This is a genomic window from Planktotalea frisia (genome assembly GCF_001890925.1).
GTDB classification, from domain to species: Bacteria; Pseudomonadota; Alphaproteobacteria; order Rhodobacterales; family Rhodobacteraceae; genus Planktotalea; species Planktotalea frisia.
Map to the genome: position 1 here is coordinate 25840 of NZ_MLCB01000101.1, position 21357 is coordinate 47196.

Consider the following 21357-nt stretch of genomic DNA (forward strand, 5'->3'; position numbering starts at 1 on the left):
GCTGTATGCAAAGGTAGACTTTGCCAATTGCGCGCAGAGACGTTAGCAAAGCCGTAACAGTTTCGGAGATAGAATATGCCTGCATTGCTCGACACAATTGATCCCAACGGCCTTGAAGAATTCTCGGTCGTGTTCACAGACCGCTCGCTCAATTCCATGAGCGGTGCGTTTCAAGGCGTGATGAATGACATCTCGTCCATGTTGAAAGACGTCTACAAGGCCGACGCTGTTGCGTTGATCCCAGGTGGCGGATCTTACGGCATGGAGGCGGTTGCGCGTCAATTCGCTCGCGGTACGGATGTACTGGTCGTACGCAACGGGTGGTTTTCATATCGTTGGAGCCAGATCATTGAAACTGGCGGATTAACCCAGAGCTGCACAGTGATGAAAGCGCGCCAGACTGGCAATGACACACGCGCACCCTTCGCGCCGGCACCGATAGACGAGGTCGTCGCGACGATCCGTTCTGAAAAGCCAGCGATTGTATTCGCGCCACACGTTGAAACATCCGCGGGTGTGATCCTGCCGGATGAGTATGTCACGGCTTTGGCCGCCGCTGCGCATGAAGTGGGCGCGTTGATGGTGCTCGATTGTATCGCATCGGGGTGTGCCTGGATCGACATGAAGGCGACGGGGGTGGACGTGTTGATTTCCGCACCGCAAAAGGGATGGTCAGCATCACCGTCTGCGGGACTTGTGATGATGTCTGCGCGTGCAGTGGCGCGTTTGGATGAAACAACATCCGACAGTTTCGCGATTGATCTCAAGAAATGGTATCAGATCATGCAGGCCTATGAGAACGGTGGTCATGCGTATCATGCGACCATGCCAACCGATGCGCTGCGTGCGTTCCGCGATACGATGTTGGAAACCAAAGAGTACGGTTTTGACAAATTGCAGGCCGCGCAATGGCAGCTTGGCAACGAGGTTCGTGCGTATCTCAAGGGCAAAGGAATAACATCTGTTGCCGCAGATGGCTTCGGTGCGCCAGGCGTTGTCGTCAGCTACACGGATGATCCCGCAATTCAAAACGGCAGTAAGTTTTCTGCGCTTGGAATGCAGATCGCGGCGGGTGTTCCGCTGCAATGCGATGAGCCGGATGATTTTCGTACGTTCCGTTTAGGGCTGTTTGGTTTGGACAAGCTTTATGATGTGGATGGGACGATGACGCGTTTGACCAAAGTGTTAGATCAGGTTTTGTGAAGGTGATCGTAGGGTGCGTGAAACCATGCACCTTACTTACCCATTTGCACCAAGACCCATCTGCATGATTGATTTTCGCAAAGGCGCGAAGCTGTAGAGTGCATTTAACCCTGCTGCGCGGGCATCGCGCAGAGGGGCGGCGCTGAGCATAGAGGTCTGATTAAGCAAAGTTATTCCAGCTTCACGTAGGCGAATATCGTTGAACCGCGCTTTGTGAAACGCATCCAACATCGCGGCATCGCCCAGACCTTCAGGGCGCGCGATGGCCAAGTCTCGCAAGGCGCGAATGTCGCTGAGCGACATGTTCAAACCCTGAGCACCGATAGGGGGCAGTACATGCGCTGCCTCAGCAATAAGGGCCAAACGCTCACTGCTGAGACGGTCAGCATGTTGACTGATAATCGGCCAAATCGTGCGCTGGGAGGCCAGTTTGAGCAACCCCAAAACCCCACAAGAACGCGTGTTCATTGCTACTTCAAACGAATCCTCGCTCATTTCGTAGAGCGCTTTTGCTTTTGGCCCTTCCTCCATCCAGACAATTGCTGAACTTGGACGGCCCTCATGATCAGGCAGCGGCACCAGTGTGAAAGGACCACCCGTTCGATGTATTTCGGTTGATACGTTTTCATGAGGCGTCTCGTGTGTAACCGCAAAAGCGAGTGCTTTCTGACCAAAACGCGTGGTGCTTACGTTAATGCCAGCCGCCTCCCGCATGGGGGATCCACGTCCGTCGGCAGCGATCACCAGGCGCGCTGAAACGCGTGTACTATCGCTGAGACCAACGCGTGCTTCGGCGGTGCGGGTGAACAATGTGCGTGCGCCAACGCCTGTCTTATAGGTCACATTGGGTAAGGTTTCTAAATGCGCAGCCATTTCTCGGCGCAGCAACCAATTGGGCAGATTCCACCCAAACGGATGGTCAGAGATATCTGCGGCGTCAAATTCTTTCGACATACGCGCTTCGGGTTCAGGACCGCCTGCGTCGATAATGCGCATAATTTGCAAAGGCTGCGCATGCGGAGCAAGGCGGGTCCAAAGTCCAACCTCTTCAAGCAACGCGCGCGCGGGCTGCAAAAACGCAGTGCTGCGCAGATCTGCGCCTTGGGCATCACGGACGGTGATAGGTTTTGCCGGATCAACACAAATCACATTAAACCCTGCTTGAGCAAAGGCCGCTGTTGCTGTTAGCCCCGCGATTCCGCCACCTGAAACGAGTATATCGTGATCCATAAGCACCCTCTTTCGTTACTCATACAGATAGGGGATCAAAACAAATCTGCCATAGGCAAAACGCCGCAAGTTACGTTTGAACGCTTCGCAAAAACGCAGATAGGTCGTCTGTATGATGCTCGATATGTGGTTGGGGCAGTGGTTCTGGCGCGACATGTACGGTGCGCATGCCTAAGGAATGGGGCACCGATAGATTGCGTGGATCATCCTCAAACATCGCGGCAGTTTTGGGTGTCACACCACCGAGCGCAAAAACTTTGTCGAAGGCCGTAGCGTCTGGTTTGGGGTGAAAATCTGCATGCTCGACACCGTATACGGCATCAAATAGCCCCGACAGCCCGCGCGCTTCGAGCACATTTTGCGCGTAGGGTTCACAGCCGTTTGTGTAAACGATCTTACGGCCTGGCAATGTGCTAATAGCGTGGCGCAAATCGGGATCTGGTGAAAGTACCGTAAAATCAATGTCATGTACGTCAGTCAGATAAGGTGCCGGATCAACGTTGTGTTCGCGCATGAGCCCCGCCAATGTGGTGCCGTGCGTGCGCCAATAATGGCCCCTCAAATAGTCAGCCCGCTCTTGATCGACCCCAAGCGCGTCCATCACATAAGCGGTCATGCGCACTTCGATTTGATCGAAAAGCGTCATGTGCGGGGGATAGAGCGTGTGATCGAGGTCGAACACCCAAGTGTCCACGTGAGAGAAATGTGCTTTGATCATGGGTGTGATGCTAGTGGGAATAGTCAAGCGTCACAACAGGTTGATCAAAAATGCTGCTGCGCATAGGATTTATTCAAACCAGAACAAGGAAGTGACAATGAGCCAGACACGGGCAGGGCAGACAGATGCTTACGCGCTGATCCTTCAAGCGATTGATGTGGGTGTGTTCAAGCCCGGCGATCGCTTGGTCGAAAGTGATCTTGCGGATCGTTTCGGTGTGTCACGCACCCCCATTCGCGAAGCGCTGCAACGGCTTGAAACGCAAAACCTGCTCACGCGCGATGGGCGCAGTCTGATCGTCGCGTCGCTGAGCCACAATGAAATGGCAGAACTCTATGCAGTGCGTTCCGAACTTGAAGGGCTCGCCGCGCGTTTGGCGGCCCAACATGCAAGCGCGGAAGAGGTGCTCGTGCTGCGCGAAATGGTCCAAGAGGATCGCAAATTGACCGATGATCCGTCGGCTTTGTCGCGCGCAAACAGACGCTTTCACAAGCAAATCCACCTTGCCTCTCATAACCGTTTTCTTGTGCGCCAGCTTGATCTTGTGCACCGATCAATGGCCTTGATGGCGACGACATCGTTGGCAGCAGAGGGGCGCGGTGAAGTCGCGATGGAAGAGCACAATGCGATTGTTGAAGCGATCGCTGCGGGGGATCAAGACGCTGCGCAACAAGCGTTGCGTGATCATATTTCAGTGGCGTTCGTAACGCGGCTCAAGCTTGATTCACTCTCATCCGATGGGGCTTGAGCCAGATCATGTTCGCTATGACCATGGGCAGTTTTTTCCCAATAAAACGGACGCGTTAAAAGTTCCCACATGCCTTTGTAAATCGCGAGCGTCCCGAGCCCCATGTAGAGCGTCATCAGCAGTGTCCACGGCATCAGATGTCGGTGTAGCTTGCGCGTGACCGCGATCATGTAGGTGACCAAGCTTGTGAGCCACATGAATATGAAAGCGATGATGATCGTACTTAACAGATGCGCCGGTATGGCAGCCTCGAGCCACTCGCGTGCGGTGAAATAGAGCAGCATATGTGACCAAATCAGCGGCGCGAGCATGTACTGGCTGATTGAGGATAAGAAAAACGCCTGAAAGCCAAAGAACTTCCAAGGCCCAAGCTCAAACAACAGCCTTAAGGGGCGGCGCATATGGGTGAAGTAAGTGATCAAATACCCTTTGAGCCAACGCGAGCGTTGTTTGATCCACGGCCAAGCTTTGTTGTTGGCTTCCTCCAGCGTGACAGAAGAAATCAGCCGCGTGCGATATCCTGCGCGCGCTAGACGAATGCCAAGATCCGCGTCTTCGGTGACATTATGCGCGTCCCAACCATGCAATTTTTCAAGGATATTTCGGCGAAAGAACACGCTGGTGCCACCAAGCGGGATCGCAAACCCGAGCTTGGAGATGCCTGGAAGGATCAAGCGAAACCACGTTGCATATTCAATCGCGAAAAAGCGCGCGAGCGCGTTGGAGCGTGCGTTATAGAAATCGAGGATCGCTTGCAAACAGGCGGTTTGTTCTGGTTCAGCAGCAAAGCGTGCAACAACTTCATTGAGCTGTTCCGGGTGCGGCGCGTCTTCGGCGTCATAAATGCCAACAATGTCGCCTATGCAAAACGGCAGCGCATAATTCATCGTGCGGGGTTTTGTCGTGATATTCCCGGGCGGGACAATCAACGTGCGCATCCAATTTGGTAGATCTGCGTTCTCCAAATTCGTGCGAGTCGCAAAGTCATCAGCTTCAATGACCAAAATCACATCCAGCAATGACTTGGGATAATTCAACAACCCAATGCGTTGCAAAAGGGCATCCAGGATTTCACTTTCGTCATGCAAAGGAATCAAAATGCTTATGCACGGGAGCTTTTTAGGAAGGGAGAGGCGTTTTTGATCGGTTATCTTTCGTGTGAACATTTCTACGGCGACTGCACTGCTTTTCAGCGCCATTCCCAAACAAACCATAGCAACCGAAAATCCAAAAAACGCCTGATACAACCCAACCAATGTGACCCACTTCAAAAGGACGGCTGTTAGAAAAAGCGGAATAGTAATTGCCAAAATGGTCTTAAGCTGTGCAGGTAGCGCGCGGCAGCTCAAAGCATCTGGCACAAGCGTTTCTGCTCGAATGGCTAGAAGGTGATCGCCACTCGCGCGAATAGTTTTGTTTATGTCTTGTGGACTTGCGATGGCACCGGAAATGGGATGCAGCTGGGACGGCATTTCTTGGATTGCGATTGCCAGCTGTTCTGGACTGCTTGCGGCAAGGACCGTGCCGTTTTTGTCTTTCATCCATGGTACGCAGTGGAGGCGCAAGCATTCTTGAGGCGGCAAAAAAAGCTGAAGATCAAGATCAGGGCTTGAGGTTTGCAACGTCAAGAAGGGCAAGTTGTGTTGCAGCGCTAGGGTTTCAAATAGTTCATATTCGCTGATCAAGTCTTGTGCGATCAGTAGATGGCCCAGCTGAGCATCGCTGATTCTTTGATGCCCAAGTGAGACTAAAACGTCAGACGTCTTAATAAAACCACGTTCAACAAGCATCTTTCCCAAAGGTCGCCGCTTCAACCGAGGCTGTATGGGCTCAATTGGTTTGAGCGCGCGAATCTGGACACTGCTCATATCTATCCCTTGAGTTGTGATAGACACGAAATGGCATTGCTATGGTTAAGAGACCGTTAATATGAGGAATTTAATAGTATTTAGCCTGCTTTGCGTTCATCCATAAACTGAGCAAAACGCTCAAATAGATAATAGCTGTCTTGCGGGCCCGGGCTCGCTTCTGGGTGATGTTGCACGGAATAAACTGGGCGACCCTCCAAGCGAATGCCACAGTTAGAGCCATCGAAAAGCGAGACATGGCTTTCGATAACGCCCTCGGGCAAAGTCTGGCTATCAACCGCAAAACCGTGGTTCATCGAGGTGATCTCAACCTTGCCAGTGTCTTGATCTTTCACCGGATGGTTCGCACCGTGATGGCCGTGGCTCATCTTGATGGTTTTCGCACCCACGGCGAGCGCGAGCATCTGGTGACCAAGGCAAATGCCGAAAACAGGTAAATTCTCTTTCGCCAGAACCCCTTGAATCATCGCAACAGCATATTCGCCCGTCGCGGCCGGATCGCCCGGACCGTTGGACAAAAAGACGCCATCAGGATTATGGGCAAGGACCTCTTCAGCCGTTGCGCTGGCGGGCAGCACGACAACATCGCAGCCCGCTGATGCAAGGCAGCGCAGGATGTTGCGCTTGGCGCCAAAGTCGATGGCAACAACTTTGTGCTTAGGCGCATCTTGTGTCGTGTAGCCGTCGGGCCAAGCCCACCGCATTTCATTCCAACGATAGCTCTGAGCACATGTGACTTCTTTCGCCAGATCAAGGCCCTCGAGACCAGCGAATGCACGGGCCTGCGCGACCAAGTCATCTGTATCAAAGTTGCCGTCCGGATCGTGGCAAAGTGCTGCATGCGGTGCACCTTGCTGACGGATTGTTCGGGTCAAGCGGCGCGTGTCGATCCCGCCAATCGCGATACGCCCACGCGCGGCAAGCCAATCGCCCAGCTCTTGGGTGTTGCGCCAGCTTGACGCTTCTGTCGGATCCCATTTGACCACCATGCCCGCCGCGACAGGATCGGCGGTCTCATCGTCTTCGGGGTTGGTGCCGGTATTGCCGATATGCGGGAAGGTGAAGGTCACGATTTGCCCAGCATAGGAAGGGTCGGTCATGATTTCTTGGTAGCCGGTCATCGCAGTGTTGAAGCAAAGTTCGGCCACCGTCGTGCCCGTTGCGCCGAAACCGCGACCGTAAAAAATGGTCCCATCGGCAAGAGCGATGCAAGCGGTAGGCGTCTTTAATGTGAGTGCAGGCGTGGGCATGTGGCAATTCCCCGTAGTCTGAATGCGCGCGTTTCCGAATGGAAGGCAGCAGATAAATCTGCGCGAAACTATGGGCAGGGCCGCGTGAGGTCAAGGGAAACAGTAAAAAGAAAAGTATTTAAAAATAGATGGTTAGCTAAAAAACGCTCTATTGCGCTGAACGTAGGCATTGGTTAGTGTCCAAGGCTCGATTTAGCCAGGGGATGGGTTTGGAGCGCACTATGCGAGATAAAATCAATGCGGCACTAAAGCAGGCAATGCGTGACAAAGCGGCCATCCGGCTCTCTACGTTACGACTTGTGAATGCAGCGATCAAAGATCGCGATATCGCAGCGCGGTCTAACGGCGGTGACGAGGGGGCGAGCGACGCTGAAGTGCTTGCGATCCTTGGCAAAATGTCCAAGCAACGTATGGAAAGTGCGCGCGCTTATGAAGAGGGCGGACGCCTTGATCTGGCAGAACGTGAGCGCGAAGAAATCGGCGTGATCGAAGAGTTCCTTCCGCGACAACTAAACGAAGATGAAGTCGCCAATGCAGTGACTGCTGCGATCAAAGCAAGTGGCGCAGAATCAATCCGCGACATGGGCAAGGTCATGGGGATTCTTAAAGAGCAATATACAGGGCAAATGGATTTCGGTGCTGTTGGCCCTGTCGTTAAAGACAAGCTTTGCGCGAATTAAGCGCTTAGGTGGCGATCTAATCCGAGATCCGCCCATATGCGGCGGGTCTTACGCGTATCTTCAATTTTTGCGCGGTTGGTTTTGACGATCTCTGGGTCGACATACCCGCGCGGATGGTCAATGTGCAACAAAGGTGCGCTGTAGCGCAAGAATTGTCCTTGGACCCCAGCGTTCAGTAAACGCGATCCTAGCTCTTTGTCCTCACCACCATACCGCATGCTTTCGTCAAAGCCGTTCACTTTGATCAATTGCGCGCGCGATGTGGACGCGTTGCCGCCTGACCATGTGATCCGCACGGGCGAAATTTTATCTAGGAATTTTGCCAAGGGTCTTGGTGCGCTGCCCGCTTTCAAGCGATCGCTCAGACCTTTGATATTGCCGTTTCGACTAAGCCATTGAGGATCGAACACGCGTTTGGATGTGATGTCTTCTTCGTTTAGCCGTTCTGACGTCTCAGCGTTCAATCGAACCACGGAGCCTGTACTAAAACTGTTAGGTCGCGCGAGTTCGATATGACGTGCGATAAATCCGGCACTCGCCAAGCAATCACCATCGATGAAGATCAGCAGGTCAGCGGCAGAGCTGGCAATCGCTTTGTTCAGAATTTCATTTTTGCCAAATCCGGTGTCGGGATGCCAAACATGTCGCAACGGCAACCGAGGCTGATGTTTCTCTAAGACGGCTTTGGTTTCGGGGCCAGATCCATCATCCGCGACTGCGATGCGATCAGGCAGACGCGTTTGAGCCTGCAAAGCGCAAAGCACAAGGTTCAACGCCCTCGGGCTGTTGTAAGTCGTAATGATAAGTTCTGTTTTCATTGAGGTCTAATGACGTCTCTATCTAGCCGCGCGGGCAGAGGAAAAAGCGGAAGTGAGCTCTGCGAAAAGCTGTTGGCGTTCCTCTTCGCTCAAAAACGCACCGATTTCAACTTCTCGTCCGTTGCCTTTGAGCGTGACATAGTTGGGAACGGGACCGTCTTTTTGATGAAGCTCTACAGTGACCCAGTAAGTGTTGCTGTCCCAATGCTGATCTTTTGCGCGCGGGTTTGTGCGATGAAGGACGGTTTGATCGGAACCAATGGTCAAGGTTTCAAGCGTGCTGCGATCTTGGTGGGAGCGGTGCAAAGCAAACCAAATGCCGCCAACCGCGATCAACAAGAAGGGAAGCAGTGCCCAAAGGAGTGCGGTGCCCAGCAATCCGAAAAGCGGAATTGTAATGAGCGTAAACGTTGCTAGCACAAAGGCGGCCATACCCCGCGGAGGGAGCGACTGGTGAGGCCAAAGTTCTAGCGTTTGCTCAGAAGCGTTTTGTGGTGAGGACCACGAGTAGGGCATAAAGATCGTCCATAAAGCTTGGTCTTTACCCAGAGATAGCAGGCAGTTCCAAAAAAGAAAGCCCCGGTGCGAAACACCGGGGCTTGTCAATTTTTGAGCAAAACGCTTGCCCTAGTGAGCTGGCGTTTTGTCCCAGTCTTCCTGCTTTGGAAGCTGCTCAAACGTGTGCTCAGGGGGTGGGCACGGAAGTGTCCACTCTAGCGTGTCTGCATACTCGTTCCATGGGTTGTTCTGTGTGACGCGTGCGCCCCAGCGGATTGCGTAGGACATAACGCCAAAGAAGAAGATGAACGATGCGAACGATAGGAACGCGCCCCATGAGGAGACATAGTTCCAATACGCAAACGCCTCTGGATAGTCGATGTAGCGACGTGGCATGCCCTGACGACCCAAGAAGTGCTGTGGGAAGAAGGTTACGTTCGCGCCGATAAACATCGCCCAGAAGTGCAACTTGCCCGCCCATTCAGGGTACATACGGCCTGTCATCTTCGGGAAGTAGAAGTAGATACCCGCGAAGATCGCAAAGACCGCGCCCAAGCTCATCACATAGTGGAAGTGCGCAACGACATAGTATGTGTCGTGATATGCACGGTCCACAGCCGCTTGGGACAGCACGATTCCTGTAACGCCACCAACGGTGAAGAGGAACAAGAAGCCAAAGGCCCAAAGCATAGGTGTTTTGAACTCGATCGAGCCGCCCCACATTGTGGCGATCCAACTAAAGACCTTCACACCAGTTGGAACCGCAATGACCATTGTCGCCAGCATGAAGTAGGACTGCTGTGTCAAGGACATACCAACCGTGTACATGTGGTGCGCCCAAACGACGAACCCAAGTGCACCAATCGCGATGATCGCCCAAACCATTGGCAAGTAACCAAACACAGGCTTGCGAGAGAACGTCGCAATCACGTGACTGATAATACCGAAGCCGGGCAGGATGATGATGTAGACTTCAGGGTGACCGAAGAACCACAAAATGTGCTGATACAAGATCGGATCACCACCGCCGGCTGGGTCAAAGAAGGTCGTTCCAAAGTTACGATCTGTCAAAAGCATCGTGATCGCGCCAGCCAAAACAGGCAAGGCCAAAAGGATCAACCAAGCGGTCACAAAGATCGACCAAGAGAACAAAGGCACTTTGAAGAGTGTCATTCCCGGTGCGCGCATGTTCAAGAAAGTGGTAATCATGTTGATCGCACCAAGGATCGAGCTGGCACCAGAGACGTGAACCGCAAAGATTGCGAGATCCATCGACATACCGCCTTCGTTCACGGAAAGCGGTGGATACAGAACCCAACCTACGCCTGAACCAAGCTGGTCATTGCCACCCGGCGCAAGAACGGAACAAACCGCCAAAACCGTACCAGCAACATACATCCAATAGGACAGGTTGTTGAGACGCGGGAACGCCATGTCAGGCGCGCCAAGTTGCAAAGGCATGAAGTAGTTACCAAAGCCGCCAAAGAGCGCGGGAATCACTACGAAGAACATCATCAAGATGCCGTGACCCGTGATAAGCACGTTCCAGAGGTGACCGTTTGGGGTACATTCACTTGCAGCGTCTGCAAACATACGTGCGCCCTCAAGGCACATGTATTGAACGCCAGGCTCCATGAGCTCAAGGCGCATGTAGACAGTGAAAGCTACGGAAATAAAGCCAACAAGCGCTGACGTTATGAGGTATAAAATACCGATATCTTTGTGGTTCGTAGACATGAACCAGCGGGTGAAGAAACCGCGCTGATCTTCGTGTTCATGGCCTTGAATGGCTGCGTCTGCCATGCGTGCCTCCTGCTGATGTGTAAATTAAGCGCGTAAAAGTCCCTTCAAGCGCTTGGTATTCCCGTCTGGTTTTAGTTCGCTTCAGCCTCGCATTCAATGTCTGAGTGCACGTTTGACAAACAATATTGTCGCACGTGTTTGTCGCAATTGGCCGTCAAAGTCGCCATTGGCGTACCAATACGCATTCAGAAACACGCAAATAACGAATTTCTGGTTAAGATTCGCAGCTTAGGCAAAATATTTTGCGAATCTCGCAAAGCTTAAGCTTCAAAGGTCCGCTTAAAGTTGCGTTGCAACGCAACATCCAAATCATCCATGCTGACGGGCAGGCCAAGATCGACCAAACTGGTGACGCCGTGATCGGATATGCCGCAAGGCACGATGCCTGTGAAATGCTCCAAATCAGGCTCAACATTGATGGAAATGCCATGAAAGCTGACCCATTTGCGCAAACGGATCCCAATGGCCGCAATCTTGTCTTCAGCAACTGCACCATTCGCTTGCAGTGGCTTGTCAGGCCGTTGCACCCAGACCCCCACACGTCCACAGCGGATTTCGCCAACAACATTGAACTCCGCCAAGGTCGCAATCACCCAAGCCTCTAGTTGTTGCACAAATGCGCGGACATCACGGCCGCGTTTCGCCACATCGAGCATCACATAAGCCACGCGTTGACCGGGGCCGTGGTACGTATACTGCCCGCCGCGTTTGGAGGTGTGTACGAGAAACCGGTCAGGATCGGTCAAATCGCGCGGGTCAGCTGAAGTGCCAGCAGTATAGAGCGGGGGATGTTCCAGCAGCCAGATCATCTCCTCTGCGGTGCCGCCTGCAATATCAGCTGCGCGCGCTTCCATAAGCGCGACCGCGTCTTCGTATGCGACTAAACTGTTCGATATTTTCCACTCTACCATGTGGGCCAATTACTATGAGCAGGCAATGCGCACCACCCTTAAAGCGGGAGGATACCCGCCTCTTTCAAGTCTTTGATGCGACTGCGGCTTGCGGGCAGGGTGCGTCCATCAGAAAGGGTAAGAATCGCTTTGTCGCCGTCACGCTTTGCTTTGGTGATATGAGCAAGGGCTGCCCAGTGTGAGCGATGCACCTGTAGCCCCGCAACATCCCCCGTCTCACGGATTGCATCGCTGAGCCGCATCAAAAGCAGTGAGGTGCCGTTGCTTGTTGTGACTTCGACATAATGGTCCTGCACTGACATCGAGATCAGCGCGCCACGTTTTTCCAGATCCAGTCGTTGCAGCAGAGCTGGCGGTTTTGGCGCGCTAGAGCTGTCGGCCTGGGGCTGTTCTGAAATCAACTGAAATACAAAAGAAATCACACCAGCGGTTAAGGCGACAGAGCCCATCTGAGTGAAATGTGGAGCGCTTCCAAAAGCGAGCGCGTTGATCAAAGTGACTGTAGTACCAACAGTGAACGCAGTTGCGATCGCACCACAAATGCGCGCAGGCCAAGGGGATTTTTGAGCACGCATCGCATCTATGATGAAGGCAGATGTCAGCACGCCCACCGCAAAGGTCACCGGCACGATCACAGCCCAATAGGCAAGGCGTGGACCGAAGGAGATGTTTTCCAGCGTGCCAAATGGCCCGGATAGACCAAGCAAAACAATCACCGCAATAAGGATGATCTGCGCGATGGGTTTGCTAACCGTCTGTCGCATTTCACGAAGCGCGTGTTGCGTCGGGCTGGTGCTCACGAAAATCCTCCGCAGTTGAGCGCAATGAGTGGTGACGCATGCACAAGGTGCGTCCATGACGGGGTCATACCGCGATTTTACCTGTTTGGAAAAGGACTTATACTATGGATTTCGCTCCGCTACTAAATGCCCCCCTTCTTGTTCAATGCCACGTTGTCTTTGCCATGACGGCCCTTGTTTTGGTGCCGGTCATGTTGTTTCGGCGCAAAGGTGATCGTCTGCACAAGATCATCGGACGGGTTTGGGTCCTTGCCATGGGGTTCACGGCGCTCAGCTCGTTCGGGATTATGGATATTCGCTTGATTGGCCCATTCAGTCCTATCCATGGCCTGTCGCTGCTTACACTTTATTCACTTGCTGGGGCTGTGATCAATGCGCGCGCGGGCAAGATTGAAGCTCACAAAGGCAACATCCTTGGCGCTATGGGGGGCTTGGTTGGGGCAGGGGTATTTACTGTGTTGCCGGGCCGCTTGATGTCGCAGATTCTATTTCCTAGTGCTGAAGTGATCGGATTTGTTGCGATTTTGGCTTTGGGCGTTTTGGGGTTTGTCCTGTGGCGCAATAAATTGAAGCATGCGATTTGAGTGGCTACTCCCGCTTTCGTTCGAGTTTTGCAACATTCGCATCGATTTGCTCTTGGCATGGGAAAAAGGCTCCACTATACGCCGACGAACTTGCTGGTTTTGCGGTCGTGGCGGAATTGGTAGACGCGCAGCGTTGAGGTCGCTGTGAGGTAACACTCGTGGGGGTTCGAGTCCCCCCGACCGCACCAGCAAGTATATTACCCCTCTTAGCATTTGACTTGAACGGCCCCTTTGAGCGCTGCGTCATTTGCATTTGTGATTGCATTCCGGGCGGTTCGCCGAGGAAGATTGCACAAATTCACAAGAGGGATCCTTCATATGACAAATTGGGCAGGCCAAGTGGCCATCGTTTCCGGCGGCGCTTCTGGGTTAGGGGCGGCGACTGCGAGCCAACTGGCAGCATCAGGTCTTAAACTCGCGCTCTTTGATCTGAACGAAGAGAAAGGCACTGCGCATGCGGCCGCGCTTGGCGGGATCTTTTGCAAAGTGGACGTCTCTGACCCTGAAAGTGTGAAAGCTGGTATGGCCGCTGTGGTGGCGCAACTGGGCGCGCCGCGGGTTATGGTGAACTGCGCAGGCATTGGCCTTGCGGGTAAAACCGTGAGTCGCGGTGAGCCGCATGATTTCGGCCTTTTCGACAAAACCATCCGTATCAATTTGATCGGGTCTTTCAACTGTGCCAGCCAAGCCGCGGCGCTGATGGCTTCACTTGACCCGATGGAACCTGATGGCGCGCGCGGGGTGATCATCAATACTGCGTCTGTTGCCGCGTATGACGGACAAGTGGGGCAGGTGGCCTATTCTGCATCCAAGGGCGGGATTGTGGGAATGACCCTGCCGATGGCACGGGACTTGGCTGATAAGGGCATTCGTGTGTGTTCTGTCGCACCGGGATTGTTTTTGACGCCGCTTTTGGAAAGCTTGCCGCAGGATGTGCAGGACTCGCTCGGGGCGCAAGTGCCGTTTCCGTCCAGACTTGGCGCACCGGATGAGTTTGCCAAACTCGTCGGGCATATTATTGATAATCCAATGCTCAATGGTGAAGTCATCCGCCTTGATGGAGCCATTCGAATGGCACCGCGCTAAACACCAATCCATACGCAGGCCCCCTCAAACAGGGGGGAGACTGTGCGCATGGGATTTGATTTTTGAAGCATGAGCTTTTGGTTCTGCCGATGCTCGCTGCGTAAAAGAAGGATAAGACAAGAGATAAGGCTGCGGGGAACGGGTTACGGCGTATTTACAAGAGCGAAATTTCGGCGCTCTTGCGTTTAGACTGTCCTGATTTGAGTGAGTGGAGGCGTCTGGCTCCGCAGTCTTTGCAAAGCAGATGTTGCGATGCAGAAAGGTCGCGGTTCCAAATGCCCCAACTATTTGGGCTGCGACCATCCTGCTCGGATAGGGCGCACTTTGCTTGACGATCCCATTGGTAGAAAGACACAAAGTCATTATGAGCATCCGCCAAACTGCATCATTTCAAATCGGCGCTGCGCTTTTGGTGGGGCTTTTATCTACGGTATTCGTGACGTGGCTCGCTATGTCACAACCGTGGAGCGGACTGACTTTGAGCGTGCCCTCTGACGGCATTGGATTGCTGGTGCAAGTGGATGAAACGGGGCCGAGTGCGGCGTTGCCTAAGGGCGCTCGCTTGATTGCCATTTCCGCTCAAAACGAACCGCAGAGCGTGACGCTGGAAGCGCTGGACCTAACCGAAGAGCCTGACACGCTGAGCACACCGCAAATCCTTGCGCGCTTTCTGAAACGTCAACAAACTCTCTTTCATATTTTGAGCCGACCGACTGTTTCGCTGTCATACCAAACTGTACAGGGCACACTGGAAACGATCACAATCCAACCTTTGCCCCTGCGTCCGCTTGCTGAGCTACCGATTCTATTCTGGCTTCATTTGTGCGCTGGCGTGGTTTCCTTGGTATTGGCTGCTTGGGTTGCGCTTCAACGAAGCTCTGATCCCGCTGGGCGCATTGCTTTTGCGATGGCTTGCGCCGGACTATGGCTCGTGACGCATGGTGCAGCACTTTATGCAACGCGTGAATTGGCGCTGAACGTCGCACAATTCAAAACGGCGTCTGCGATCAACTATATTGGCAGTTTTGTCGGTGGCATCGGACTTGTGAACCTGTTTCTAGTATGCCCCACGCGTATCGCGCGCCCTTGGCAGCTTTGGATTGCGCCGCTGCTCATAGTTCCCATCGCCTTGCTCAGCCTCGCAAATCTCGACGGGTTTGAAGTGTCACGACAAGTGACCGTTATGATCGTGGTCTTGGCATTCGTCGCTTTGGTGATCGTTCAAACGATCAAGTGTTGGCGCGATCCGGTCGCGCGTGCGGTGATGACATGGCTTGGCATCGCTGTGATCATTTGCTCAGTGGTTTATGTCGTCGCGATCATCATTCCAGCGCTCACAGGCCAAGACCAAAAGATCACTCAAGGCCCTGCACTTGTCATTATTTTGGTGTTCTACATCGCACTCGGCGTCGCGGTTGCACGGTATCGGCTCTACGCACTGCCGGATCTGTCGATGCGCCTGCTGTTTTATGTGGGTGGGTTGGTGCCTTTGCTGCTGTTGGATGCGGGTTTGATTTATCTGTTGTCCTTTGAGGCAGCCCCTGCGCTGGGCCTATCGCTTGCGCTAGTTGGGTTGTTCTATTTGCCACTGCGCGCGCGCATGTTCACTTGGTTTGGTCGCAACAAGACGCCGCCACCAGAAGAGGTGTTCAAACGCATCAATGAGGTGGTTTTGGCGACAGATCACATCGCGCGGCGCGGCGCGTTTGAAGCATTATTTCAATGGTTGTTCGCACCGATGCAAATCAGAGCAGCACCTGCACCTGTCGCCAATGCGCAGCTGATCGGCAATGGTGAAGCACTACGCGGATTTGCAATCCGGAAAGTTTCTCTGATTTAATAGGGAAAAATTGTAAACGGACTTGTTTCGTTCACGGCCACTTTTCAATGGGTTACGAGGCCGAGGTAAACGGTTTTTCGCAGGTCAAAAGGCAAAGAAAAACCGCTGAGGGGGCGGCCACCCACCTCAACGGCATAGAAGAATTTTTCTACCCTCATCATTACGCGAATTTCGGCCTGACCTCAAGCCAATTGGCGGTGCAATTATGAGTTGGCGTATCGCAAATGAATGCGCAGAACGTCGCTTTGGCAGCGCCGCGCGCAAACAGATCATCATGTTCCTGGCTGATAAGGCCAGCGATGACGGCTCTGGCATCTGGTGCTCCAAAGGAACGATCCAGCGCCACACAGAGCTTAGCGAGAGCACAGTGAAACGCACGATCATTGACTTCCTGCAGGAAGGCATTTTGATCGAGACAGGGCGGCGGCATTGCAAGAACGGCTACACCGTCATTTACCGCATTGTTCTCGAACGTGTGGCTTCGATGGAAACCACTGCGGAACCCGATATCGTGACGGGGGTCACTGTGAACCCCGTCCAGCCTGAACCCGGTACGGGGTCCACGGTGGCCGGGGTACGGGGTTCACGGTGGACCCCAAACCATCCTAAAACCATCCATAAACCACCTACGCGCAGGCGCGAGGCGGCGGCGGAGGTTGAAGATCTTAAATCTGAGAAGATCCTAGCCGCCTATCCTCAGGACAGGATCCGAGACAGACGGACCTGCCTGTGCCAGATTGCAGTTGCTGTGAACGCAGGCGTTGCGCCCGATGACCTGCTGAAAGCAGTCAAAACCTATGCTGCTGAGACCGAAGGTTACACGCGCAGTAAGATCTGTTTCTCGGACAATTGGTTCAAGATGCGCCGTTGGGAGAAGGGGCTTGCCCAGATACAAGCCGATCGCGAAAAGGCGCGAGAGGCCGAAGTCAACGGCCGTACCCGGCTCGCCAGCTGGATCCATGAGCGTCATCCCATGTGCCGCCATATCACCAACCGGCAGATTGAGGATTTGATCTCTGTAAAGCTCGTGACGCCTGAGAAGGTCCGCGCGGCGGGGCTGCGGGCGTGAGAGTTGTGGCTCAATTTAAGATAAGGCTGTTGTTATCTCAGAAACTGCATTGTTTTCTGAGATACGGCTCATGTTGGAGTTGCCGTCTATGGTCTTCGGGTCATATATCTAATCTATGACTTGTGGATCATATTGACACGTTATGATCTAAAGGTCATATTGAGTGACAGGAGAACAGTCATGAAGCATCTCGTTCGCACGTCAAAAAATTTGGGCCACGCAATTCGCGAGGCTCGGAAGGCCAAGAACCTGACCCAGAAGGAGCTCGCCTCGATGAGCGGTGTCTGGCAGGAGACGATCTCTAAGATCGAGAACGGCAGCGGTGGCACCAAGCTAGAAACGCTATTTGATTTGGTCGCGGCCCTGGACCTAGAGATCACGGTGACCGAGCGCAGCAAGGGTGCATCAGACGGGCTTGAGGATATATTCTGACATGGGTCGCAAGCGCAGCTATACGCCACTGAACGTCTTTCTTAACTCGCGGCTCGTGGGTCAATTGGTGCGCGAGTCCTCAGGCGGAGTCAGTTTCGCCTATGCACGAGATTGGCTCAACTGGGAGCACCGGATGCCAGTCTCGTTGTCGTTGCCGTTACAGGAAAACCGCTACAGCGGCGCACCTGTGATGGCCGTCTTTGACAACCTGTTGCCCGATAGTGATGTCATCCGCCGAAGGGTCGCGGAACGAGTTGGGGCCGAGGGCGTAGATGCCTTCAGTTTGCTGTCACAAATTGGACGCGACTGTGTTGGAGCGCTTCAGTTTCTACCCGATGGGCAAGAGCCTCAACCGATGTCTGAGTTGACTGGGGAACCTGTTGACGAGGCTCAGATCAGAGCAATCTTGAGCGACCTCGATCTCGCGCCTCTTGGTATTCGCCGCGAGAATGACTTCCGAATTTCTGTAGCTGGCGCACAGGAAAAAACGGCACTTCTTCGCAAAGACGGCCAGTGGATTGAGCCAACCGGCACAACGCCAACCACCCACATCATCAAGCCACAAATCGGCAGACTGCCCAACGGAATGGACCTGTCCGACAGTGTTGAAAATGAGTACTTGTGCCTCAAGATAATGGAGGCGTTTGGGCTTCGAGTTGCGAATGTCGAGATGGCGAAATTTGGCGAAAAGAAAGCCTTGGTTGTTGAACGTTTTGATCGGCGCTGGACGTCAGATGGCCGCTTGATCCGTCTGCCGCAGGAAGATTGCTGCCAAGCGCTATCTGTTGTGCCCACGCAAAAGTACCAGAACGAAGGCGGCCCAGGTATCTCGGACATCATGGAACTCGTGTTGGGGAGCGACGATCCCAACAAAGACCGGTACGATTTTTTCAAAGCCAACGTCCTGTTCTGGCTGCTTGGCGCGACGGACGGGCATGGCAAGAATTTTAGCGTCAGTCTGTTGCCCGGAGGGCGTTTTCACATGACGCCGCTTTACGACGTTTTGACGGTCCAGCCGACAGTCGACGCGCGGCAGATAGAGCGAAAATATTTCAAGCTCGCTATGAATTTCGGCAACTCGAACCATTACAAGGTGGCGAATATCGTGGGCCGCCACATCGTGGAGACCGGAGTTCAATCAGGCTTATCCCGCGCAGTCGTACAGGGCCTGTTCGAAGAACTGCAGGAGACCTCGCACGCGATCGTTGAGGCCACGTTCAACCAGCTTCCAGAGGGTTTCCCAGAGGCGTTGTTGGGCTCGATCGACGGCGCGTTGAAAGCAAGATTGCACCTGTTGATTTGAAGCTGGGCGCGCTTGTCTGATGCGAAAATGCGTCTTTTCCGGATCAAACGAAATCACGTCAGGTCGCATAGCCATAGCTGGATCCTCAAAGTCGTGTTTCTGACTGCTGAACATAAGCGGGCAGCCGTGAAAGACGCGGTGTGAGCACCGCTTCAACAAGAAAATCCCCCTGCGCCAGCGCATTCCTCGCGAGGCAATTTTCCCGCTGACATCCTCTTGGTGCCCGCTTTGGGCATGTTCATCGAAACACTCAAAGTGAGGATCAAAAAATGGCTACTCAAACACTGAAACTGAACGTCAAATCCGGTGAAAAAGACGGCAAGAACTTCTGGGACCGCTGCGGTGTCCTCTTCGTCAACACAGATGACACCGGCAACATCACGTCGATCAACGTCAAACATTGCATGTTCCCGGACGTAGAAATGGTCGCCTTCCCACGCCGCGACAACGATCCGGTCACCGAGTGATCAGTAAGCCGGGGCGGGTTTCCCGCCCTGGTCCGCAAGCAGTTCAGAGGCTGGTCTCTGTCTTTTGGATCTGATCTCAGAACCGTCCCCTATTCCACTCATGCTCTTCTGCACGAGAAAGGGGCTGAGATGATCCTTCCTTACGGACAAAGAACTCTTCCTTACCTTCCGAAGTTACATAAACGGGTTTGTTCGCCCGTGCGACCTGAACATTACAGATCTGCTTGTCGTCATAGCTGGGCCAATCGAGCTTCCAGAGCTTCATCACATCCTTGCCAAGATACTTGTCGAAGATATTGGCCAGATGGAGCTGAAAACCGTCCCGATCTTTTTTTGAAAAGGTGCCGTAGTCGAGTTCGAGACCAATGGCATTGCCATGGTCATCCACGCCGATAAAGAGGCTTCCGCCGTCAGAATTCATGAATGCTGCAACTGTCTTGGCGACCACATGTTCAAGTTTCTTGTTCACTTCGCCTGTGCGCATGTCGTATCTCAGGGTGGATTTGAACTCAATCCAGCCGCCGCGAAGGAGTACGAAGACCTGATCCGTCAAGATTTTGAAACTGCGATAAATACTTTTTTGATTGTCATGGCGTTGTTGTCCCTTGGGTACGAAAGTTGGATACAACAATAACGACAAGAGCTAACGGGGGTAAAGACTGGAGCGATCAGGGAGGAGCAAACCAAAGTAAATCATGACCTTGGGTGTAAACACGCAAACCAACCCAAGCGGGTTCATCCCTGTGTGATCTGGAGGGTCCCAAAGTTATGAACCCGCCAGTGTCACCATCAACTAACCCTTACACTTGTTGCTCGGGCAGTTTTGTTTCATCATCTGATGACAGTCATTTCGGCTTTCACACTTGAGGGCTTCAGTCCTCGCTACATTTGAAACATTCCTAATCATCTTCAAGGAAGGAACATGAATATGCCCAAGGGGTATTTAGTTGCTAATATACGGGTCACCGATGCAGATAAGTTCGCTGCATTTTCTGGCATGGCTGGTCCTGTCATTAAAGCTCATGGAGGGAAAGTATTGGCGAAAGGTCCTGATGCTGAGCGGCATGAAGGTAATGTAACAGGAACAGTGATGATGATTGAATTTGATAGTCTTAGTGCTGCTAGAAAATTCTATTTAAGCGATGAATACCAAGCTGCAAAAGCGATTAGGGACGCCTGCTCTGAAACTGATCTGATGCTTATTGAAGGTACTACCTAGAACAAACTACAACTAGGTTGAGACCGCATGAGTTGTCGATATCAATGCGACTGGCCACCTCTCATTGGCAAAATCGGAAGTTAAACTCACGATGGACAACACCCTGCACCCAGCCAATGCCCATAAGCAACGATGCCCCAGATGTCAGTCGCCCTTGAACACGGTTGTCGTTCACGGGCATGAGCAGTGTGTGGTCTGTAAGTCCAACATCTTTGAGTGCTGCTCAGGGGATACGTGTCAGACAGACTACAATCTAAGTGTTGGGTACAAGAGAGGCTAATGCAGGCATAATGAACTTCCGAATGAGAATGTTCCACGACGCCAATGCCCCTCTTGCTGATGGCCTGCGCAGGAAAGAACTCCTGTCGATCAGTAATGAGGACTTTGAGAGCAAGCACGGCTTCATACAATGGGCTTTCCCAACACCAGAAAGCAGCAATCAAGTTTCAAATGCTCCTGTTCTAGATTTAGAAACAGCCGTGTGGTTGGCAGAAAAACCAGAGGTTTCCACTTTCTTAGAGGCTATGACGCCGTCTTGACCCAGCCAAAGGCGGGTTTGGTCTGGTACTCCGGGTGGACAGCATCGGCGAAATACACCGCTTCATCCACGCCAAGCTCGGTCATCAATCGCTCGTAAAGCGCGATGAATTCGGCTTGCTTCTCTGCAGATGAAACCCGTGGCAGGGCCTTGGGCTTGCGATACTCAAAACCCAAGCGAGCCAAAAGCTTGATGCCGCCGGAATGCGAATATTCAAAGCCAAATTGGGATGCGATGTAGGATCTGATCGGGGCCGTCGAGTGACAGAAGCGTCCGTCCAGCCAAGTGCATA

The 21357-nt window shown here is 53.1% G+C and carries 24 protein-coding genes and 1 tRNA gene; 14 read left to right on the forward strand and 11 right to left on the reverse strand.

Annotated features, from left to right (window positions below; translation table 11 throughout):
• The first annotated feature begins 75 nt into the window (after window positions 1-75).
• Complete coding sequence (locus tag PFRI_RS07010) at window positions 76-1203, forward strand: aminotransferase class V-fold PLP-dependent enzyme (protein ID WP_072629991.1); 1128 nt, start codon at window positions 76-78, stop codon at window positions 1201-1203.
• 36 nt (window positions 1204-1239) lie between these two features.
• Here PFRI_RS07010 and PFRI_RS07015 read toward each other — a convergent pair whose 3' ends face one another.
• Together PFRI_RS07015 and PFRI_RS07020 are read right to left on the reverse strand one after the other, a co-directional pair.
• On the reverse strand, window positions 1240-2433 hold the full coding sequence (locus PFRI_RS07015; protein ID WP_072629992.1) for a UbiH/UbiF family hydroxylase: 1194 nt from the start codon (window positions 2431-2433) through the stop codon (window positions 1240-1242).
• A 70-nt stretch (window positions 2434-2503) separates the two neighbouring features.
• Window positions 2504-3151 carry a pyrimidine 5'-nucleotidase gene (locus PFRI_RS07020; protein WP_072629993.1) on the reverse strand — a complete coding sequence of 216 codons (648 nt, stop codon included), beginning with the start codon at window positions 3149-3151 and terminating at the stop codon, window positions 2504-2506.
• Window positions 3152-3248: 97 nt separating this feature from the next.
• Between PFRI_RS07020 and PFRI_RS07025 the strand changes: the two genes are divergently transcribed.
• Window positions 3249-3899, forward strand: a complete 651-nt coding sequence (locus tag PFRI_RS07025; RefSeq protein WP_072630014.1) for a GntR family transcriptional regulator — start codon at window positions 3249-3251, stop codon at window positions 3897-3899.
• On the opposite strand, the gene PFRI_RS07030 is transcribed toward PFRI_RS07025, so the two are convergent.
• The gene (locus PFRI_RS07030; RefSeq protein WP_072629994.1) at window positions 3836-5767 is read right to left on the reverse strand and encodes a glycosyltransferase family 2 protein; all 1932 of its coding nucleotides are present in this window, start codon (window positions 5765-5767) and stop codon (window positions 3836-3838) included. The genes PFRI_RS07025 and PFRI_RS07030 overlap by 64 nt on opposite strands.
• Before the next feature lie 80 nt (window positions 5768-5847).
• On the reverse strand, window positions 5848-7017 hold the full coding sequence (carA, locus tag PFRI_RS07035) for a glutamine-hydrolyzing carbamoyl-phosphate synthase small subunit (RefSeq protein ID WP_072629995.1): 1170 nt from the start codon (window positions 7015-7017) through the stop codon (window positions 5848-5850).
• Between the two features lie 221 nt (window positions 7018-7238).
• Between carA and PFRI_RS07040 the strand changes: the two genes are divergently transcribed.
• Complete coding sequence (locus tag PFRI_RS07040) at window positions 7239-7697, forward strand: GatB/YqeY domain-containing protein (protein ID WP_072630015.1); 459 nt, start codon at window positions 7239-7241, stop codon at window positions 7695-7697.
• Here the strand turns inward: PFRI_RS07040 and PFRI_RS07045 are convergent.
• The 5 genes from PFRI_RS07045 to PFRI_RS07065 form a co-directional block, all read right to left on the reverse strand.
• On the reverse strand, window positions 7694-8515 hold the full coding sequence (locus tag PFRI_RS07045) for a glycosyltransferase (protein ID WP_072629996.1): 822 nt from the start codon (window positions 8513-8515) through the stop codon (window positions 7694-7696). The genes PFRI_RS07040 and PFRI_RS07045 overlap by 4 nt on opposite strands.
• Before the next feature lie 18 nt (window positions 8516-8533).
• Window positions 8534-9031 (reverse strand): DUF2244 domain-containing protein, encoded by a 498-nt coding sequence (locus PFRI_RS07050; RefSeq protein WP_072629997.1) that lies wholly within the window; start codon window positions 9029-9031, stop codon window positions 8534-8536.
• Between the two features lie 111 nt (window positions 9032-9142).
• Window positions 9143-10816, reverse strand: a complete 1674-nt coding sequence (gene ctaD / locus PFRI_RS07055; RefSeq protein ID WP_072629998.1) for a cytochrome c oxidase subunit I — start codon at window positions 10814-10816, stop codon at window positions 9143-9145.
• A 260-nt stretch (window positions 10817-11076) separates the two neighbouring features.
• Complete coding sequence (gene lipB / locus PFRI_RS07060) at window positions 11077-11727, reverse strand: lipoyl(octanoyl) transferase LipB (RefSeq protein ID WP_072629999.1); 651 nt, start codon at window positions 11725-11727, stop codon at window positions 11077-11079.
• Window positions 11728-11765: 38 nt separating this feature from the next.
• Window positions 11766-12527 carry a LytTR family DNA-binding domain-containing protein gene (locus PFRI_RS07065; protein ID WP_072630000.1) on the reverse strand — a complete coding sequence of 254 codons (762 nt, stop codon included), beginning with the start codon at window positions 12525-12527 and terminating at the stop codon, window positions 11766-11768.
• A 104-nt stretch (window positions 12528-12631) separates the two neighbouring features.
• On the opposite strand from PFRI_RS07065, the gene PFRI_RS07070 reads away from it, so the two are divergent.
• From PFRI_RS07070 to PFRI_RS07105, 9 genes are all read left to right on the forward strand, one after another.
• On the forward strand, window positions 12632-13111 hold the full coding sequence (locus PFRI_RS07070; protein WP_072630001.1) for a DUF2306 domain-containing protein: 480 nt from the start codon (window positions 12632-12634) through the stop codon (window positions 13109-13111).
• A gap of 101 nt (window positions 13112-13212) precedes the next feature.
• Window positions 13213-13299, forward strand: a tRNA-Leu gene (locus tag PFRI_RS07075).
• Between the two features lie 130 nt (window positions 13300-13429).
• Entirely contained in the window at window positions 13430-14197 is a 768-nt protein-coding gene (locus PFRI_RS07080) for an SDR family NAD(P)-dependent oxidoreductase (RefSeq protein ID WP_072630002.1), read from the forward strand.
• A gap of 364 nt (window positions 14198-14561) precedes the next feature.
• Window positions 14562-16037: a hypothetical protein gene (locus PFRI_RS07085; protein WP_072630003.1), complete on the forward strand. Its 1476-nt coding sequence runs from the start codon at window positions 14562-14564 to the stop codon at window positions 16035-16037.
• Between the two features lie 47 nt (window positions 16038-16084).
• Entirely contained in the window at window positions 16085-16246 is a 162-nt protein-coding gene (locus PFRI_RS21330; protein ID WP_170124854.1) for a hypothetical protein, read from the forward strand.
• Window positions 16243-17106: a hypothetical protein gene (locus tag PFRI_RS07090; RefSeq protein ID WP_072630004.1), complete on the forward strand. Its 864-nt coding sequence runs from the start codon at window positions 16243-16245 to the stop codon at window positions 17104-17106. Before PFRI_RS21330 ends, PFRI_RS07090 begins: the two co-directional genes overlap by 4 nt.
• Window positions 17107-17286: 180 nt before the next feature.
• Window positions 17287-17538 (forward strand): type II toxin-antitoxin system RelB family anti-toxin, encoded by a 252-nt coding sequence (locus PFRI_RS07095; protein ID WP_072630005.1) that lies wholly within the window; start codon window positions 17287-17289, stop codon window positions 17536-17538.
• Between the two features lies 1 nt (window position 17539).
• Window positions 17540-18841 (forward strand): type II toxin-antitoxin system HipA family toxin, encoded by a 1302-nt coding sequence (locus PFRI_RS07100; RefSeq protein ID WP_072630006.1) that lies wholly within the window; start codon window positions 17540-17542, stop codon window positions 18839-18841.
• Between the two features lie 269 nt (window positions 18842-19110).
• The gene (locus PFRI_RS07105) at window positions 19111-19308 is read left to right on the forward strand and encodes a hypothetical protein (RefSeq protein WP_072630007.1); all 198 of its coding nucleotides are present in this window, start codon (window positions 19111-19113) and stop codon (window positions 19306-19308) included.
• A 76-nt stretch (window positions 19309-19384) separates the two neighbouring features.
• Here the strand turns inward: PFRI_RS07105 and PFRI_RS07110 are convergent, their stop codons facing one another.
• The gene (locus PFRI_RS07110; protein WP_245812310.1) at window positions 19385-19861 is read right to left on the reverse strand and encodes an AlbA family DNA-binding domain-containing protein; all 477 of its coding nucleotides are present in this window, start codon (window positions 19859-19861) and stop codon (window positions 19385-19387) included.
• A 369-nt stretch (window positions 19862-20230) separates the two neighbouring features.
• Here PFRI_RS07110 and PFRI_RS07115 point away from each other — a divergent pair, with 369 nt between their 5' ends.
• Both PFRI_RS07115 and PFRI_RS07125 read left to right on the forward strand, forming a co-directional pair.
• A complete protein-coding gene (locus PFRI_RS07115) occupies window positions 20231-20527 on the forward strand; it encodes a DUF1330 domain-containing protein (protein ID WP_425439452.1) in 297 nt (98 codons plus the stop codon).
• Between the two features lie 308 nt (window positions 20528-20835).
• Entirely contained in the window at window positions 20836-21066 is a 231-nt protein-coding gene (locus tag PFRI_RS07125) for a hypothetical protein (protein ID WP_139292103.1), read from the forward strand.
• Here PFRI_RS07125 and PFRI_RS07130 read toward each other — a convergent pair.
• A partial coding sequence (locus PFRI_RS07130; RefSeq protein ID WP_245812312.1) for a helix-turn-helix domain-containing protein occupies window positions 21050-21357 on the reverse strand: 308 nt, incomplete at its 5' end. The genes PFRI_RS07125 and PFRI_RS07130 overlap by 17 nt on opposite strands.

Excerpts from the sequence above, each read along its gene's own strand:
- PFRI_RS07090 (WP_072630004.1), top strand. The coding sequence starts at position 16,243 with ATGAGTTGGCGTATCGCAAATGAATGCGCAGAACGTCGCTTTGGCAGC.
- PFRI_RS07020 (WP_072629993.1), bottom strand. The coding sequence starts at position 3,151 with ATGATCAAAGCACATTTCTCTCACGTGGACACTTGGGTGTTCGACCTC.
- PFRI_RS07030 (WP_072629994.1), bottom strand. The coding sequence starts at position 5,767 with ATGAGCAGTGTCCAGATTCGCGCGCTCAAACCAATTGAGCCCATACAG.
- PFRI_RS07080 (WP_072630002.1), top strand. The coding sequence starts at position 13,430 with ATGACAAATTGGGCAGGCCAAGTGGCCATCGTTTCCGGCGGCGCTTCT.
- PFRI_RS07050 (WP_072629997.1), bottom strand. The coding sequence starts at position 9,031 with ATGCCCTACTCGTGGTCCTCACCACAAAACGCTTCTGAGCAAACGCTA.
- PFRI_RS07025 (WP_072630014.1), top strand. The coding sequence starts at position 3,249 with ATGAGCCAGACACGGGCAGGGCAGACAGATGCTTACGCGCTGATCCTT.
- PFRI_RS07085 (WP_072630003.1), top strand. The coding sequence starts at position 14,562 with ATGAGCATCCGCCAAACTGCATCATTTCAAATCGGCGCTGCGCTTTTG.
- PFRI_RS07125 (WP_139292103.1), top strand. The coding sequence starts at position 20,836 with ATGTTCCACGACGCCAATGCCCCTCTTGCTGATGGCCTGCGCAGGAAA.
- PFRI_RS07100 (WP_072630006.1), top strand. The coding sequence starts at position 17,540 with ATGGGTCGCAAGCGCAGCTATACGCCACTGAACGTCTTTCTTAACTCG.
- lipB (WP_072629999.1), bottom strand. The coding sequence starts at position 11,727 with ATGGTAGAGTGGAAAATATCGAACAGTTTAGTCGCATACGAAGACGCG.
- PFRI_RS07095 (WP_072630005.1), top strand. The coding sequence starts at position 17,287 with ATGAAGCATCTCGTTCGCACGTCAAAAAATTTGGGCCACGCAATTCGC.
- PFRI_RS07045 (WP_072629996.1), bottom strand. The coding sequence starts at position 8,515 with ATGAAAACAGAACTTATCATTACGACTTACAACAGCCCGAGGGCGTTG.
- PFRI_RS07115 (WP_425439452.1), top strand. The coding sequence starts at position 20,231 with ATGAATATGCCCAAGGGGTATTTAGTTGCTAATATACGGGTCACCGAT.
- PFRI_RS07040 (WP_072630015.1), top strand. The coding sequence starts at position 7,239 with ATGCGAGATAAAATCAATGCGGCACTAAAGCAGGCAATGCGTGACAAA.
- PFRI_RS07070 (WP_072630001.1), top strand. The coding sequence starts at position 12,632 with ATGGATTTCGCTCCGCTACTAAATGCCCCCCTTCTTGTTCAATGCCAC.
- ctaD (WP_072629998.1), bottom strand. The coding sequence starts at position 10,816 with ATGGCAGACGCAGCCATTCAAGGCCATGAACACGAAGATCAGCGCGGT.
- PFRI_RS07105 (WP_072630007.1), top strand. The coding sequence starts at position 19,111 with ATGGCTACTCAAACACTGAAACTGAACGTCAAATCCGGTGAAAAAGAC.
- carA (WP_072629995.1), bottom strand. The coding sequence starts at position 7,017 with ATGCCCACGCCTGCACTCACATTAAAGACGCCTACCGCTTGCATCGCT.
- PFRI_RS07010 (WP_072629991.1), top strand. The coding sequence starts at position 76 with ATGCCTGCATTGCTCGACACAATTGATCCCAACGGCCTTGAAGAATTC.
- PFRI_RS07015 (WP_072629992.1), bottom strand. The coding sequence starts at position 2,433 with ATGGATCACGATATACTCGTTTCAGGTGGCGGAATCGCGGGGCTAACA.
- PFRI_RS21330 (WP_170124854.1), top strand. The coding sequence starts at position 16,085 with ATGGGTTACGAGGCCGAGGTAAACGGTTTTTCGCAGGTCAAAAGGCAA.